Below are 16,647 nucleotides of genomic sequence, written 5' to 3'. Positions count from 1 at the left end.
GCCTCAGTCGCCCTGGAAGACCGGCCGCTGTTTCGCGGCGAAGGCGTGGAAGGCCCGCTTGAAGTCTTCGGTGGTCATGCACAGGGCCTGAGCCACGGCCTCGGACTCGATGGCGTCCTCCACCGACATGGCCCACTCGACCTGCAGCATCCGCTTGGTCATGGCGTGGGCGAAGGTGGGACCCGAGGCGATATCCGCGGCCATGGCCATGGCGTCGTCGAGCAGGCTCTCGGGTTGCGACAGCCGGTTGAAGAAGCCCCAGGACATGCCTTCCTCGCCCTTCAGCGAGCGGCCGAAATAGAGGAGCTCCGAGGCGCGCCCCTGGCCCACGATGCGCGGCAGCAGGGCGCAGGCGCCCATGTCGCAGCCGGCCAAGCCGACGCGATTGAACAGGAACGAGACGGCGGCCGAGTTCGTGCCGACACGGATGTCGGACGCCATGGCCAGGATGGCCCCGGCGCCGGCGCAGACGCCATCCACGGCCGCGATGATCGGCTGCGGGCAGGCGCGCATGGCCTTGACCAGGTCTCCGGTCATCCGGGTGAAGGCCATCAGACCCTTGGTGTCGCGCTCGATGAGCGGACCGATGATCTCGAACACGTCCCCGCCGGAACAGAAGTTCCCGCCGGCGCCGGTGATCACGAAGGCCTTGACCTCGTCGTCGCGCACCGCGGCGCGGAACAGGTCCACCAGTTCGAGATAGCTGTCGAAGGTGAGCGGGTTCTTCTTCTCCGGCCGGTCCAGGGTGACCTGGGCGACGCCGTTCTGGACGGCGAGCCGGAAGTGGCTGGGCTTGTAGCCGCTCAGCGGCAAGGTGATGGATGAGGCCAGGGGCATCAGGCGTCACCGTCGCGCGTGGCGCCCTGGACCGAGGTCTTCAGCTTGGCCAGGCTCTTCAGCAGCCCGTCCACATCCCGGGCGCTCAGGCCTGCGAACATCTCGGCGATCCAGTCCTCATGGGCCCGCGCCATCTCGGCGAAGGCGGCGTGGCCGGCCTCCGTCATGGCGATGATCTGGACGCGGCGGTCGTTGGGCGGCGAGCGGCGCACGATGTGTCCGCTGTCGACCAGGCGCTCGACCAGGCCGGTGACATTGCCGTTGGACACCATCATCCGCTTGGAGATCTCGCCCAGGGTCATGCCGTCCGGCGCGCGTTCGAGCTGCGCCATCAGGTCGAAGCGCGGCAGGGTGACGTCGAACTGCTCGCGCAGGCGGCGGCGGATCTCGGTCTCGACCAGGTTCGAACAGGTGAGCAGGCGCAGCCACAGGCGCAGCTCGTTCTTGTGGTCGTGCGGCGCTTCCAGCGCCTTCGTCTCGGCGTCGAGAACCAGCTCTGCGTTTCGATCCATGATCCTAAATCTCTCCTCCGGCGACCGGCAGGGCGACGCCGGTGACTGATCCCGCCCCTGGACCGCAAAGCCAGGTGACGGCTGCGGCGACTTCGTCCGGCTGGATCAGGCGCCCTTGCGGGTTCGCCCGGGCCAGCTCGGCCCTGACCTCGGTCGCGACGCGGCCGGTCTTTTGAATGATCAGTTCGACGCTGTCCGCAATCAGATCCGTATCGGTGAAGCCCGGGCAGACGCAATTGACCGTCACGCCCGACCTGGCGGTCTCGAGCGCCAGCGACCGCGTCAGGCCTAGCACCGCGTGCTTGGCCGCGACGTAGGCCGAGACATAGGCATAGCCCTTGAGCGCGGCGGTCGAGGCGATGTTGACGATGCGGCCGCTTCTCCGCGCGACCATCCCGGGCAGCACGGCCTGGACCCCGTGGACGACGCCCATGAAATTCAGATCCATCATGCGCCGGAAATCGTCGGCCGAGGTCTTGGCGAAGGGCGCGCTGAAGGCGCCGCCGGCGTTGTTCACGAGGATGTCGATGGGCCCCGAGGTCTGCGCCAACGCCTGCGCCGCCGCGGCGAACGAGCCCTGGTCGGTCACGTCGGCGACGCGCCAGGCGCGGGCGCGGCCGAGATCGACCTGGGCCTTCAACGAGGCTTCGTCCCGGCCGACAATCGACACGGTGGCGCCGGCCGCGGCGAGCGCGCCGGCGATCGCCGCGCCGATGCCGCGATTGCCCCCGGTGATCAGGGCGTGCCGGCCCGTGAGGTTGTCCAACCTGCTTCTCCCATTCGAGGCGGCGATCTTGACTCGCGGCTCAACAAATTTCAAGATTAAAACATTCCGTCGCGTCGAGCGGCGACTCAAGTGTTCGGAAAGAAAAGATGAATATTTCCGTGATCGGCGCAGGTCCGGCAGGGCTCTATTTCTCCATCCTGATGAAAAAAGCTCGTCCGAACGCAGACATAACCATCGTCGAGCGCAACAGGTCTGGCGACACGTTTGGTTTCGGCGTCGTGTTTTCCGACCAGACGCTGGATATTTTCCAGAAGTACGATCGCGAAAGCCATGCGGCGATCTTGGACAATTTCACCTACTGGGACGATATCGAGATCGACTTCAAGGGCGAGAAGATTCGCGTCGGCGGCAACGGCTTCTGCGGCTGCGCGCGGCGCACGCTGCTGGAGCTGCTTGAGGCCCGCGCCCGGGAGCTGGGCGTGAAGCTGGAGTTCGGACGCGAGGTCGAGGACCTTTCGGCCTTCGCCGACAGCGACCTGATCGTGGCTGCCGACGGCGTGAATAGCCGCATCCGCGCGGCCGACGAGGCCCATTTCCGGACCGCCACCGACCTGCGTCCTAACAAGTTCGTCTGGATGGGATCGACCCGTCCGTTCGACGCCTTCACCTTCTTCTTCGAGGAGACGGAGTACGGCGTCTTCATCGCCCACTGCTACCAGTACGAGGCCGGCCGCTCGACCTGGGTGATCGAGACCGATCCGGAGACCTTCGACCGCACGGGCCTCGCGGACATGGACGAGGAAACCTCGGCCCGCTTCCTGGAAGGCATCTTCCAGCGCCAGCTCGAGGGCCATGGGCTGATCACCAACCGCTCCCTGTGGCGGAACTTCCCAATGATCCGCAACGGCGCCTGGTCCAAGGGCAATGTCGTCCTGCTGGGCGACGCCAAGGCCACCGCCCACTTCTCCATCGGAGCCGGCACCAAGCTGGCCATGGAGGACGCTATCGCCCTCTTCGAGGCCTTCGAGGCCGAGGCCGACGCGCCCGCGGCCCTGGCGAGATTCGAGCAGGCCCGTCGCGAGGACGTGGAGAAGACCCAGCACGCCGCCGACGTGTCGCTGGTCTGGTTCGAGCAGCTCGCCCGCTTCTGGAACTACGAGCCCGCCAAGTTCGCCTTCGGCCTGATGACCCGGGCCAAGGCGATCACCTATGACAACCTGGCATTGCGGGCGCCGGAGTTCGTCGAGCGGGTCACCCGAGAGTTCGAGCAGGACCAGGCCGCCCGCGGCCTGCGCACCCGCGGCCCAGACACCCCGCCCATGTTCCAGCCCTACCGGCTCCGCGAGATGGAGCTCGCCAACCGGGTGGTGCTCTCGCCAATGTGCACCTACTCCGCCGACGAGGGCCTTCCGGCCGATTGGCACCTGGTCCACCTCGGCGCGCGCGCCCTGGGCGGCGCCGGGCTCATCTTCACCGAGATGACCACCGTCTCGCCGACCGCCCGCATCACCCACGGCTGCGCTGGGATCTATACCGACGAGCAGGAGGCCGGCTGGCGCCGCGTTGTCGAGTTCGCCCATGCCAACTCGGCGGCGAAGATTTGCCTGCAGCTGGGCCACGCCGGACGCAAGGGCGCCACCAAGCTGATGTGGGACGGCATGGACCAGCCGCTGGAGGCTGGCGGCTGGCCGCTGATCTCGGCTTCGGCGATCCCCTACTATCCGAACAGCGAGATCCCGCGGCCCATGACAAGCGAGGACATGGACGAGGTGAAGGCCGACTTCCTGGCCGCCGCGGTCCGCGGCGAGCGGGCGGGTTTCGACATGCTCGAGCTGCACTGCGCCCACGGCTACCTGCTCGCCTCGTTCGTCTCGCCGCTGACCAACAGTCGGACCGACGAGTACGGCGGCAGCCTGGAGAACCGCCTGCGCTTCCCGCTTGAGGTCTTCGACGCGATCCGGGATGTCTGGCCGCGCGAAAAGCCGATGTCGGTGCGCATCTCGGCGACCGACTGGAAAGAGGGCGGCGTCACCGCCGCGGAGTCCGTTGCGATCGCCCAGGCGTTCGCCGAGCACGGCTGCGATCTGGTGGACGTCTCGACCGGCCAGACCGTCCCCGACGCCAAGCCGATCTTCGGACGCATGTTCCAGACGCCCTTCTCCGACCGGATCCGCAACTCGGTGTCGGTTTCCACCATGTGCGTGGGCGCCATCAGCACGCCCGACCAGGTGAACACCATCCTGGCCGCCGGCCGGGCCGATCTGGTGGCCGTGGGACGTGGCCATCTGGCCGATCCGTCCTTCACCCTGCGCGCGGCGGCCTGGTACGGCGTGAAGCTGGACTGCCCGCCGCAGTACCTGCCGGGCTTCGAGGCCCAGACCGCCAACTCCCGCCGGGAACGCGAGGACCTGCTGGACCTGCGCCGCCGGGCCAAGCCCGTGGGCGGCAAGGCGCTCGCCACCGCCGCACTGGTCGGCTCCAGGTTCGCGGCGGAATAGTGCTGGGAGATTGAGGACAGCCAAGGATTCTTCTCCCGCCAGGGGAGAAGGATCGCGGCCCTAGTGCGCCTCGGCGCGCAGGGCGCTGCGCTGGATCTTGCCCGTGGTGGTCTTGGGAAGCGCGGTCCGGAACTCGATCAGGCGCGGGTATTTGTAGGGCGCGAGCGTGGCCTTGACGTGGTCCTGCAGCGCCTTGGCCAGGGCCGGGTCGGCGGCGATGTCGGGCTTCACCACAATGACCGCCTTGACGATCTGGCCCCGCTCCCGGTCCGGCCAGCCGACCACCGCGCACTCGTTGACGCTCGGATGGGTCATCAGGGCGGCCTCGATCTCCGGGCCGGCGATGTTGTAGCCGCTGGAGACGATCATGTCGTCGGCGCGGGCCACGTACCAATAATAGCCGTCCTCGTCGCGACGGAAGATGTCGCCGGTGACGTTCCAGCCCGCGACCACGTACTTCGCCTGGCGCGCGTCGGACAGGTAACGGCATCCCGTCGGCCCGCGCACGCCCAGGCGGCCGACGCCCACCCCCTCGACCGGAAGGTCCTGATCGTCGAGCAGGCAGGCCTGGAAGCCGGGCACCGCCTTGCCCACGGCGCCGGGCCGGGTGGTCTCCGGGGTGGCGGAGATGAAGATGTGGATCATCTCGGTGGCCCCGATCCCGTCGATGAGGCGCACGCCGGTGCGTTCAAACCAGGCGTCGGAGACGGATTTCGGGAGATGCTCGCCGGCGGACACGCAGGCCTCGACGCTGGCCAGGGCCTCGTCCGGCGCGCGGGCCAGCATGGCGCGGTAGCCGGTGGGCGACGTGAAGACGTGGGTCGCGCGATGCCGCGCAATGGCCTGCCACAGGGCGTCGGGGTTGGACTGGTGGGGCAGGGCGGCGGTCGCCCGGAAGCGCAGCGGGAAGACCAGCAGCGCACCCAGGCCGAAGGTGAAGGCGATCGGCGGGGTGCCTGTGAAGATGGCGTCCGAACCTGGCCGCAGGATGTGGCGGCAGAAGGTGTCGCACATGGCCAGGACGTCGCGGTGGAAGTGCATCGCCGCCTTCGGCTCGCCGGTGGTGCCCGAGGTGAACGCGATCAGGCAGACATCGTCCTGGCTGGTCGGGACGGGTTCGAAGGTCGCCGGCTTCTCGGCCGCCAGGGTGTCGAGCTCGCTTCCGGGGCCGAAGGAGACCACCCGCGTCAGGGCGCCGCCGGGTTCGCGCGCGGCGAATACCTCGTCGCAGAGGTCCTGACCGCAGAGCGCCAGGCTCGCCTGCGCCTTGTGGATGATGGTCTTGAGCTCCGCGGCCCGGAGCATCGGCATGGTGGTGACGGCGATCGCTCCGGCCTTGATGACCGCCAGCCAGCAGGCGAACATTACCGGCGAGTTCTCGCCCCGCAGCAGGACCCGGCCGCCCGGCACGACGCCGAGGTCCTCGGTGAGCACCCGGGCGATCCGGTTGGTCCTGGCCGCCAGCTCGGAATAGGTGAGCACGCTCTCGCCCTGGAGGATCGCGGGCTTGTCCCCGAACCCCTCGTCCAGCGCCGCGTCGATCAGGACGGCGGCGCAGTTCAGGACCCTTGGGTAGTCCAAGTCGGCCAGGCCGAGGTCGATGACCGGCCAGGAGTCCTCGGGTGGGAGATGGTCGCGCGCAAAGGTGTCCTTGTGACCGGACGGGTAAAGCATCGACCTTGCGCTCCAACGTATCGTGAGGATCAAAAAAACTTTATGTCTAAAATACCTCGTGTCAACGTACGGCGTTGAGAAACCCGACGCGGAAAGAGCGTGCGGCCGTGTGGGGTGCGGGTCATGAGATTGTAAAAACAAAAGAAAACCTCATTCGGAAGAATCCAGAACCTCTGGCCGCCAAAACGGACGCGGACCCCCACGGCTCGGCGGTCGCTGTTCGAATTCAGAACAAATCGCTTCAAACTTAAAGGATAATGCGCTCTGCTGCGATCGGGGCGGAGACTGAAACCGGCGCGGCCCCGAGCGTCTGGCGGGTGGAGTGCGCGAACTTGAGACAACGTTCACAGACTCTGGGTTCACGGACTCTGGGCTTCTGCCTTGCCGCCTTGGCGGCGAGCCTGCCTGCGGCGTCATTCGCCAGCGGCAACAGGCACACGTTCAGCCGGGCGGAAACCGCGGCCGTTGACTATCGCGCGACCCCGCACCGGCCAGCCGCGGCCTGCGACTCCTCCGGGGCCGGCGCCAGGCTGGTCGCGGCGACCCCGCAAGCGCCGGAACACTGCCGGATCGACGGCGTGCTCCCGTCCGGCGCGGGCTTCCAGGTCAACCTGCCGAGCGCCTGGAACGGCCGGCTCTACATGTACGGCAACGGCGGCTATGCGGGAGAGGACGCCGAAGGGGACCGTGAACAGGCTTCACGCGTCCTGGGCCTGGCCAACGGCTTCGCCACCGCGCGCACGGACACCGGTCACCTGGCGTCGCGCGAGCCCCTGGCCACCTTCGCCCTGGACCAGGCCAAGCTGGTGAACCACGGCCACCAGGCCGTCCACGACACCGTGACCCATGCCAAGGCCCTGGCGACCGCCTACTACGGCGCCCGCCCGCGCTACGCCTACTGGGACGGCTGCTCGACCGGCGGCCGCCAAGGCGTGATGTCGGCGCAGCGCTATCCCGACGACTTCGACGGCATCGTCGCCGGAGCCCCGACGCTCGACTGGTCGAGCATCATGATCAAGGGGCTGTGGAACCGTCAGGCTCTGAGCGGCTCGGGCCTGACCTTCGAGCGGATGGCGCCGGTCTTCAAGGCGGTGATGGCCCGGTGCGACGAGCTGGACGGCCTCGCTGACGGCCTGATCGACGATCCCCGCCGCTGCGACTTCGACCCCAGGCGCGATCTTCCCTCCTGCGAGGACGGCGGGGCCGACTGCTTCACCGCCTCGGAGGCCGAGGCCCTGCGCAAGGTCTATGCCGGGCCTCCGAAGGGGCCCGGCACGCCGCCCTGGGTGGTCCAGACCCCCGGCTTCGAGCACCCGAGCACGCTCTTTCCCTTCACCATGACCCCGAGCGGTTCGCCCGACGTCCTGACAGTCTTCGCGACGTCCTGGACCAAGTACATCGGCTTCAGGGACCCGGCCTACGATCCGGCGGCTTTCGACTTCCGCACCGATCCGGCCCGGATCCGTGGCGCCGACGCGATCTTCAATCCCACGCCCGACCTCGCCGCCTTCAGGGCCCGGGGCGGCAAGATGATCACCTTCTGGGGGTGGGCCGACACGGCGCTCAATCCCGGCATGGGGCTGCACTATTACGACCAGGTCGTCGCGCGACAGGGCCCTTCGCAGACCCAGGACTTTTACCGGTTCTTCCTGATCCCCGGCGTCGCCCACTGCGCCGGCGGCTACGGACCCGAGGAGATCGACGCCATGAGCGACGTCATCGATTGGGTGGAGGCGGGCGTGGTTCCGGTCCGGCTGCCCGCGCGCCGGCGCGGGTCGGACGGCGGACCGTCCTTCAACCGGGCGTACTGCGCCTATCCGGCGATCACCAAGTACGGCGGCTCGGGAGATCGGGAAGATCCCGGCAGCTACCGCTGCGCCGCGCCGGACGAGGCCTCGCCACGAAAGTGAAACCGGGGCCGGGCTCGCCCTGCGCGCCCGGCCCTTCCATCAGCGCGCTCGGGGCAGGGATCGCGTCCGCGATCGGTCCGCCGGGCAAGGAGGACAGATGCAGGTCAATGTATCCCAGCTGATCGACCGCTCGCGGGTCGGCGGCTACCAGACGTTCGTCATCCTCCTGTGCGCGATGGTCGCGTTCCTGGATGGCTTTGACATCCAGAGCATGGCGCTGGTCGTGCCCAGGCTGACGGCCGAGTGGGGCCTGCCGAAGTCGGCCTTCGGCCCCGTCCTGTCCGCGTCTTTCGCTGGCATCATGCTGGGGACCATGGGCCTCGGCCTGCTGGGCGACCGCCTCGGGCGCCGCAAGACCCTGATCACCTCCTTCGTCTTCGTCGGCGTCACCTCGCTGGCCACGGCCTTCGCGCAGAACGTGGAGCAGCTGATGCTCGCGCGGTTCCTCACGGGGATCGGCATCGGGGGCTGCCTACCAAACGCGACGGCCCTGACGGCGGAATACGTGCCGGCCAAGCGCCTCAGCTTCCTGGTCACGGTGACCTTTTCGGCGGTACCGTTCGGCGGCGTGGTGGGCGGTTTCCTGGCGGGCGACCTGATCGCACACTGGGGGTGGAGCGCGGTCTTCATCGCCGGCGGCGTCATCCCGCTGCTGATCAGCCTGATCTTGCTGGCGGCCCTGCCGGAATCGCCGAAGTTCCTGGCCCTGCGCCCGGCCGCCAGCCAGCGGCTGGGCGCGATCCTGGAGCGGATCGACCCGGCCTACCGATACCAGGCGAGCCACAGCTTCGTCGTCGACCATCCCCAGACCAAGGGCGCGCTCCGGGAGCTGTTCAGCGACGGCCGCGGCGGCCTGACGGCGGTCCTGTGGCTGGTCTTCTTCTTCAGCCTGTTCGGCATGTACCTTCTGACCAGCTGGCTGCCGAGCGTGTTCACGGACGCCGGCTGGAGCATGGGTGCGGCCATCAAGACGGTCTCGCTCTTCCAGATGGGCGGCATCATCGGCGGGCTGGCCGCGGGCTACCTCGTGGACCGATGGGGCCCCTATCTGGTGCTTTCGACCATGTTCCTGTTCGCCGCGGTGATGACGGCGGCGATCGGGGTGTTGGGCGGGCCGGCCTGGCTCACCCTGGTGCTGGTCGGTTTCGCCGGCTTCGGTGTCGTGGGCGCCCAGCTCGGCATGACCGCCCTGGCCGCGTCGGTCTACCCGACCAGCGCGCGCTCGACGGGCGTCGGCTGGGCGCTGGGGGTCGGTCGACTGGGCGCGGTGATCAGCCCGACCGCCGGCGGCGTCGCGCTCTCGGCCCACTGGAGCCAGCCGGCCCTGTTCGGCGGCGCGGCCGTGCCCAGCGCAGTGTGCGCCGTAGCGGTCTTCATGCTCTGGCTGGCGGGTCGCCCGTCACGTGCAGCGGCGCGGGCCGCCGCCAACTCTTAAGATCTGAGCGAGGAACCCGATTCCGGCCATCCCCCGATGGCCGGAATCGGGGAAGCGCGGCTCGCGATGGTGCCCGCGGTTCGCGCAACGCGATCGGCGAACTTGACCCCGGCGAGCGCGTCCATGGTCGCCGGGGTCAAGCCGACGCAGCTCGCTGCAGGGAGGCCGGCGAGCTACGTGGTTCGCGGGACGCCGTGCGGTGGCGACCCTCGAAGGTATTTCCAGTTTCAATAGTTTAAATATAAAATTAGTCGAGGCAAAACGCTCTAGATATCAGTGCGCCTTCGCTGTTTGGGCCTGGGTCGTTTCGATGTGGAGCGACCGTCCGTCGATCTCCGTGGGAACGGGAACGCCCAGGGCGTCGGCGAGGGTCGGCGCCAGGTCGACGACATTGACCGGCGCGGTGCGTTCCTGCGCCGCCACGCCCGGCCACCAGAAAATCAGAGGCACTCGGCGGTTGGTGTCGTAGGGGCTTCCGTGACCCAGGAGGAACAGGCCGGGAATGGCCGGGACGGGCGTCACCATGGGGTCCAGGGCCAGGCTGATGTCGCCGGAACGCCCGGGAAAGAAGGACAGCGCCATGCGGTCGCCGAGGTCGAGGAGAGGCGCTTCAGTGCGAGCGTCGACCTTACGTGAGGCCAGCTCCTGCGCCGTCCAGGCCCCGGCGACATCCTTGTGGGCGCGCAGAGCCGAGACAGCCTGTTCCAGGATCTTCGCCCGGGTCTGGTCGTCGGCCAGCGGGCGGCCCGCCCGGTCGACGACATAGAGCTGGGTCACGTCGAGGCCGGAACTCTTGATGGGCGACCAGTCGACGCCGGCCTGCGCCCGGACCTGGGCGTTGAGCGCCGCGAGGAAGGACCGCGGATCCAGCCGCCGGGCGTCGCCATAGCCGCGCTCGGCCAGGCGTTCGGGAAAGTCGGCGCCGCCATGGTCGGCGGTCACCACGACCAGGGTCTCGCGGCGATCCTTGCGGAGCTCCGCCAGGAACTTGCCGAGCGACCTGTCCAGATGGGCGAGCTGATCGCACATCTCCGGTCCTTGGGTCCCATAGGCGTGGCCGACCATGTCTGTGCCCGAGAGCCCGATGCCGATCAGGTCCGCGCCGCCGCCGCCGCCAAGGTCCATCGTCTTGATGAGGCGGGACGCGGCTTCCAGGGTCAGCGCGTCGATGACCGGCGGGGGCGGGGCGGCGTCCGGCCGCAGCGGCGATCCGGGGAAGGGCGGCGGCGGGGCCGGCGGCACGCGCGAGGCGAACCGTTGGCCGCCGGCCAGGGCGACCTCGCGCTCAAGCTTCCGGCAGGCCGGGTCCGCATAGGTCCAGGCCGTGGGCTTGCGCGCCGCCAGGACCGCGTTGAAGCCGGTGAGCAGTTCCAGTCTCCGCCGGGCGGCTTCCGGATCCGCACCCCAGGTGTCGAAGCCCTTGGCCGTGAGCCAGAAGGCCGCGTCGGGCTGATGGCCCGCGAGCATGATCGCCGAGCGGTCCTTGCCGGCTATGGCGACCACGCGGGCCTTCGGGTCGGCGGCCTTCAGCCAGTCGGCGAAGGTGGAGCCCTTGAGCAGGCCCGGGCCGACGCCGGACTCTCTGGGCGTGATCGCGGCCACCCCGGCGCCGTCGTCGGTGCAGTAGACCGACTTGCCCGTCGCGGAGTCGTACCATTGGTTGGCGACGATGCCGGTCTTGCTGGGATGGCGGCCGGCCAGGATCACCGCGTGCCCCGCGCAGGTCTCGGTCTGGCCATGGGCGTGGTAGGCGCTCGGATAGACGATCCCGTCGCCGAGCTGCTTGAGGCCATGGTGGAAGCGCGCCCGATTGGCGCTGAAGAGATCGGCCCCGAACTGGTCGATGGAGATTACGACGACCAGCTTCGGCTTCGGCGCGGGAGCCGCCATGGCCGGCGCCGTCAGGGCCGCCGCGGCGACGGCGGCGAGAAGCATGTTCTTCATGGGACGGTCCGGGCGGGAAAGGGTGCGGCGAAAATGCGATGGGCGGCGACGTCTCCGTCGCCGCCCATGCCGAAGGCGGGGGGGCGCCTAGAACCGGCCTTCGAGGGAGAGGCCGATGGTCCGGAACGAGTTCAATCCGAACATGTGGTAGTAGTCGCGCCGCGACTGCGAGCTGGCGTTGATGAAGGTCACGTACCGCTCGTCGAAGCAGTTGCGGCAGAACAGCGAGGCCTTCCAACGCCCGCCGATGTCGCCGAAGCCGACGCTGCCGTCGAAGACGGTGTAGGCGGCCTGGACGGTCCGGGGATCGCCGTTGGAATTGAAGTTGATTCCGCTGCGGTGATAGAGCGAGCCCTGGGCGAAGCCCTCGATCTCGCCGGTCAGGTCGCGCTTGTAGGCGGCGCTCAGGGTGGTGGTCCACTTGGGCGCGTTCGGCAGGCGGTTGCCCGAGGAGTCGACGGTTCCGTTGACCCGGCAGCCAGGCTGGTCGGCGTAGCAGCGGTCGGCCATGAAGGTCTTGAAGTAGGCGTCGACATAGCTGACGCCCAGATTGAGAGTCAGGTTCTCGATCGGGATCGCCGTGGCCTGAAGTTCCGCGCCGCGGGAGATCAGCTCGCCGGCGTTGAGCAGCACATAGCCGTTCGAGGGCACGTCGAAGGCCTGGGCCTGGAAGTCCTCGAACGATTCCCAATAGGCGGAGAGGTTGAGGATCAGGCGGCGATCGAACAGCGTCGACTTTATGCCCGCTTCATAGAGCATCGGGTATTCAGGGGCGATCTGAGGTGCGTTGACATCGATCGACAGGTTGAAGCCAGGCCCCTTGTAGCCGCGGGCCGCGGTGACGTAGGTCATGATGTCGTCGGTGACGTCATATTGACCGCTGAAGCGCCAGGAGATGTTTTCCTGGTCGAGGGCCTGATTGCGGACGCCAACGGCGCCGAAGGGCGCGAGGGCGCCGCCGAGAAGGCTGTTGACCGTCGACACACTGAGCTCATCGCGCGTATAGCGCGCGCCCAACACCAGCCGCAGGTCATCTGTGAAGTTGACCGTGCCTTGTCCGAAGACCGCATAGCTCGTGGACGCCAGGGCCCCGTCGGACACGATGCCCACTCTCGATGTGGCCGGCGGAGCGGGCGCGGGCAGGCCGTTGTTGCCCGCAGCCATGGCCCTCATGTCGATGTCGCCCTGGTAGTAGTAGAGGCCGACCTGGTACTCGAACCGGCCGCCGGTGGGCGACGTAAGCCGCAGCTCGTTCGTCACCTGGGTGTTCTTGGCGCGCTGCGAGTTCAGATCGAGGATGTTGATCCGGTGCTTGTCGGAATCGAAGGTGTTTTGAGCCTTGAAGAACCGGTAGGCGAGGATGTTGGTTAGAATGAAGCCATTGTCGAACTGATAGTCGACGTTGGCCTGCGCGCCGCCAACCTTGAACAAGACATTGGTCTTGGCGCCGTAGCTCGAGAAGGCGTTCTCCGGGCTAGGGACGATGCCGAGCTGGGTGTTTTCCGGAGCGAAGAAGCTGGTGGGCAGGACGCGGCGGTCGGCCGCCGAGCCCGCGCCGATGCCTTCGGACTTGGCGAAATCGCCGGCCACGAACACGTTCAGCTTCTCGTTGGGCGCCCAGTAGAACTTGGCCTTCAGATTGTACTGGTCCTGGTCCCACTTGCTGCCCGGCGCGTTGACCAGGTTCTTCAGCAGGGCGGGTGTGTGGGTGAACGAAGCGCTGAGGCGGATCGCGGCGTCCTCGCCCAGCGGCAGGTTGAGCACGCCCTGGGTTAGATACTGGATCGGGCTCTCGGGTGAGTTGATCTGCGCGGCCTCGGCGCGGGCCAGGCCTTCATAGACCCCGAGCACCGGCCGCTTGGTGGTGATGTTGACCAGGCCGGCGGAGGCGTTCTTGCCGAACAGCATGCCCTGCGGCCCGTTCAGCACCTCGATCTGCTGCAGGTCGAGGAAGTTCATGACGCCCATCTCGGGACGACCCATGACCACCCCGTCGATCACCGTGGTGACGCTGGCGTCGATGGAGTTGGCGAAGCTGAGCGTGCCTACGCCCCGGACCGAGAAGTTGGTGGCGCCGACGGCGGCGTTGAAGCTCTTCAGCTGCAGGCTGGGCGCGATGAACTGGAGTTGCGCCGGGTCGTAGATGTGCCGCGACTCGACTTCGGCGGCGCTGATCGCCGTCACCGACATCGGCACATTCTGGAGATTCTCGGACCGCTTCTGGGCGGTGACCACGACCTCCTCGATCTGGATGTCGCGCGCGCTGTCCTGGGCGTTCGCCGCGCACGACCAGGCCAAGGCGGTCACGCAGACCGACGCGCAGAGCAGTTGCTTTCCTAGGTTCATCTTCCCCTCCCGTTTTCTTTGTTGTCCGCAAAATATGCCCGCTGATATCGTTGTCAATTAGAAATGACAACGATATCATAAGTGAAAATCACAACTTGGGAGGGTGAGTCTTGGGCGAACCGAGAGAAGGCCGGACGAGGATCCAGCAGGCCCCGCACCAGCGCGGCAGGCGCCGCTGGGCCGTGGGCTTGACGGCGGGAGCCCTGCTCGCCGCCAACGGCGCCATGGCGCAGCCCGTCGTTCAGGTCGCCGAGGGACGGCTCGCCGGCCGGGAGGCCGATGGCGTGTCGGCCTTCCTGGGCGTGCCCTTCGCCGCCCCGCCGGTGGGCGCGAACCGCTGGCGCGCGCCGGTGCCCGTCGCCGACTGGCAGGGCGTGCGCCCCGCGGCGCAGTTCGCGCCCAGTTGCTCGCAGGGCGTGGCGCCCGGCGGCTTCGGTCCCTGGACCGCGGAATATGTCGTCCAGGACCCGGTGGCCGAGGACTGCCTCTATCTCAATGTCTGGGCGCCGGCGAAGCGGGCCGGGAAGCGGCCGGTGATGGTCTGGATCCACGGGGGCGCCTTCATGGCCGGCTCAGGCTCCGTCCCGATCTATGAGGGCGCGGGCCTGGCGGCGAAGGACGTCGTGGCGGTCACCATCAATTACCGCCTGGGCGCGCTGGGTTTCCTCGCCCACCCGGACTTGACGGCCGAAGCCGGCGCGTCGGGCAACTATGGCCTGATGGACCAGGTCGCCGCCCTACGCTGGATCAAGCGCAACATCGCCGCGTTCGGCGGCGACCCCGACCAGGTCACCATCGCGGGCCAGTCGGCTGGGGCGCTCTCGGTCCTGGCCCTCATGGAGGCGCCCGCCGCCAAGGGTCTGTTCGCCCGCGCCGTCGCCCAGAGCGGCGCCGGTCTCAGCATGCCGACGCCGCCCCTCGCGGCCGTCGAACCCCAGGGCCAGGCCTTCGCCGCGGCGGCGGGCGCCAAGACGCTCGCCGAACTTCGGGCCCTGCCGGTCGAGAAGCTCCTGGCGGTGTCGGGCCCGGCCCCGCGGTTCTTCCCGATTCGCGACGGCGCTGTTCTCCCCTCCAAGCCGGGCGCCCTGGCGGACGTGCCGCTGATCACGGGCCTCACCGCCGACGAGGGCAGCGCCTTCAACCCCCGCTATGGTCAAGCGACCGCCGCGGCGTTCCAAGCCCAGGCGCGCGCGCAGTTCGGTCCCGCGGCCGAGCGGCTGCTGGCGCTCTATCCCGCCGCGACCGACGCCCAGGCCGGTCAAGCCGCGCTCTCCCTGGCGCGGGACAAGGGAGTGGCCGCGACGTTGCTCTGGCTGGAGACGCGCGCCGCCGGATCGCGGGCCCCGGCCTACGCCTACATCTACGACCATCCGGAACCGGGCCCGGGCGCGGACCGCTTCGGGGCGTTCCACTCGTCCGAGATCCCCTATGTCTTCCGCACCCTGGACAAGGCGGCGCGGCCTTTCGTCGAACAAGACCGCGCCCTGGCCGAGCTGATGTCGACCTACTGGCTGAACTTCGTCCGCCATGGCGATCCGAACGGCGCGGGCGTTCCGGCCTGGGCGCCCTATGTCGCGCGCGGCTCCGACGTCATGCGGCTGGGCCAGCGCCCCGGCGTGCAGGGTCTCGGCTCCGAAAAACTGGAGATCTTCCGCGCCTACAGCCGCGGCGGCGGGCCTCTGTCGGTGTTCTGATCCGGCGACTGGGGCCTCAGGTTCGCACCTGGGCCCCCAGCCGCGGGGTTCGTCAGGCCAGTTCGCGCCGCTGGTGGCTCATGGCGTGCGAGAGCTCGTGGGCGGCCTGTTCCGGGCCCGCCGCGGGCGTCAGCTCGCCGGAACGGTCGGAGATGGCGGGCAGGCGCCGCAGGACCGCCTCGGCGACCCCGTCGCCGTCTCCGATCATCTCGCCCTTGGTCAGGGTGATGAAGGCGCGCTCGAAGCTTCCCGCGCCGGCGCAGAGCACGATCCCGTTGGGCGCGTCCTGGGACGACAGAGCGACCACCGCCGGGGCGACGTGTTCGGGGGCCAGGGCCGCCAGGGTCTCCGGCGACATGATGTCCTCGGTCATACGCGTCGCGGCGCTGGGCGAGAGGCAGTTGGTGTGGATGTTGTATTTCGCCCCCTCAAGCCGAAGCGTGTTCATGAACCCGACCAGGGCGAGCTTGGCGGCGCTGTAGTTCGACTGCCCGAAGTTGCCGTAGAGGCCCGACGACGAGGTGGTCATGACGATGCGGCCGTAGTTCTGCTCGCGCATGATGTCCCACACCGCCTTGGTGCAGATCACCGCGCCCATCAGGTGGACGTCCACCACGCTGCGGAAGTCCTCCAGGCTCATCTTGGCGAAGGTCTTGTCGCGCAGGATGCCGGCGTTGTTCACCAGGATGTCGATGCGGCCCCATTGGTCGAGCACGTTGGCGACCATGGCGTTGACCGCGACGGCGTCGGTGACGGAGGTGGCCGAGGCGATGGCCTTGCCGCCCAGGGCCCGGATTTCGTCGGCCACGGCCTGGGCCACCGCGATCGAGCCGCTTCGGCCGTCGCGGCCGCCGCCCGGATCGCAGACCACCACCTGGGCGCCGGCCCGCGCCAGGGCCAGGGCGTGGGCCCGCCCCAGCCCTCCGCCCGCGCCGGTCACGATCGCGACGTGGCCGTGAAGATCGATGGTCATCGGGTGGTCTCCTGAACGGGCCAGCGCGGCGGATCAAGCGCTAATAGTTTAAATATAAAATATATAGCTACGCCGTCGTCAAGCCCCGGTGTTTCGA

11 protein-coding genes are annotated in these 16,647 nt (G+C 68.4%); 4 read left to right on the top strand and 7 right to left on the bottom strand.

Annotated features, from left to right (window positions below; all coding sequences use genetic code 11):
* Positions 1-3 precede the first annotated feature (3 nt).
* Genes Q8Q77_RS08100 through Q8Q77_RS08090 form a run of 3 tightly spaced genes read right to left on the bottom strand, consistent with a single transcriptional unit; the run spans position 4 to position 2,115 of the window.
* Positions 4-837 carry an enoyl-CoA hydratase family protein gene (locus tag Q8Q77_RS08100; RefSeq protein ID WP_305582943.1) on the bottom strand — a complete coding sequence of 278 codons (834 nt, stop codon included), beginning with the start codon at positions 835-837 and terminating at the stop codon, positions 4-6.
* Positions 837-1,349, bottom strand: coding sequence for a MarR family winged helix-turn-helix transcriptional regulator (locus Q8Q77_RS08095; protein WP_305582941.1), 513 nt, complete (start codon positions 1,347-1,349; stop codon positions 837-839). Before Q8Q77_RS08095 ends, Q8Q77_RS08100 begins: the two co-directional genes overlap by 1 nt.
* A gap of 4 nt (positions 1,350-1,353) precedes the next feature.
* Entirely contained in the window at positions 1,354-2,115 is a 762-nt protein-coding gene (locus tag Q8Q77_RS08090) for an SDR family NAD(P)-dependent oxidoreductase (protein ID WP_305582939.1), read from the bottom strand.
* Positions 2,116-2,222: 107 nt separating this feature from the next.
* On the opposite strand from Q8Q77_RS08090, the gene Q8Q77_RS08085 reads away from it, so the two are divergent.
* Positions 2,223-4,574: a bifunctional salicylyl-CoA 5-hydroxylase/oxidoreductase gene (locus tag Q8Q77_RS08085; protein WP_305582937.1), complete on the top strand. Its 2,352-nt coding sequence runs from the start codon at positions 2,223-2,225 to the stop codon at positions 4,572-4,574.
* Between the two features lie 60 nt (positions 4,575-4,634).
* On the opposite strand, the gene Q8Q77_RS08080 is transcribed toward Q8Q77_RS08085, so the two are convergent.
* Positions 4,635-6,248 (bottom strand): AMP-binding protein, encoded by a 1,614-nt coding sequence (locus Q8Q77_RS08080; protein WP_305582935.1) that lies wholly within the window; start codon positions 6,246-6,248, stop codon positions 4,635-4,637.
* Between the two features lie 332 nt (positions 6,249-6,580).
* Here Q8Q77_RS08080 and Q8Q77_RS08075 point away from each other — a divergent pair, with 332 nt between their 5' ends.
* Positions 6,581-8,158, top strand: a complete 1,578-nt coding sequence (locus tag Q8Q77_RS08075; RefSeq protein WP_305582933.1) for a tannase/feruloyl esterase family alpha/beta hydrolase — start codon at positions 6,581-6,583, stop codon at positions 8,156-8,158.
* Positions 8,159-8,255: 97 nt separating this feature from the next.
* Positions 8,256-9,593: an aromatic acid/H+ symport family MFS transporter gene (locus Q8Q77_RS08070; protein WP_305582931.1), complete on the top strand. Its 1,338-nt coding sequence runs from the start codon at positions 8,256-8,258 to the stop codon at positions 9,591-9,593.
* 273 nt (positions 9,594-9,866) lie between these two features.
* Here Q8Q77_RS08070 and Q8Q77_RS08065 read toward each other — a convergent pair whose 3' ends face one another.
* Together Q8Q77_RS08065 and Q8Q77_RS08060 are read right to left on the bottom strand one after the other, a co-directional pair.
* A complete protein-coding gene (locus tag Q8Q77_RS08065; protein WP_305582929.1) occupies positions 9,867-11,537 on the bottom strand; it encodes an alkaline phosphatase family protein in 1,671 nt (556 codons plus the stop codon).
* Positions 11,538-11,624: 87 nt separating this feature from the next.
* Positions 11,625-13,883 (bottom strand): TonB-dependent receptor, encoded by a 2,259-nt coding sequence (locus Q8Q77_RS08060; protein WP_305582927.1) that lies wholly within the window; start codon positions 13,881-13,883, stop codon positions 11,625-11,627.
* A 110-nt stretch (positions 13,884-13,993) separates the two neighbouring features.
* Here Q8Q77_RS08060 and Q8Q77_RS08055 point away from each other — a divergent pair, with 110 nt between their 5' ends.
* Complete coding sequence (locus Q8Q77_RS08055) at positions 13,994-15,577, top strand: carboxylesterase/lipase family protein (RefSeq protein WP_305582925.1); 1,584 nt, start codon at positions 13,994-13,996, stop codon at positions 15,575-15,577.
* 52 nt (positions 15,578-15,629) lie between these two features.
* Here Q8Q77_RS08055 and Q8Q77_RS08050 read toward each other — a convergent pair whose 3' ends face one another.
* Positions 15,630-16,550, bottom strand: a complete 921-nt coding sequence (locus tag Q8Q77_RS08050) for an SDR family NAD(P)-dependent oxidoreductase (RefSeq protein ID WP_305582923.1) — start codon at positions 16,548-16,550, stop codon at positions 15,630-15,632.
* Positions 16,551-16,647: the final 97 nt, after the last annotated feature.

The organism is Phenylobacterium sp. (genome assembly GCF_030698145.1).
GTDB lineage: Bacteria > Pseudomonadota > Alphaproteobacteria > Caulobacterales > Caulobacteraceae > Phenylobacterium.
Note: the sequence above shows the minus strand (reverse complement) of the source record. Positions and strands in the feature narration are given on the sequence as shown.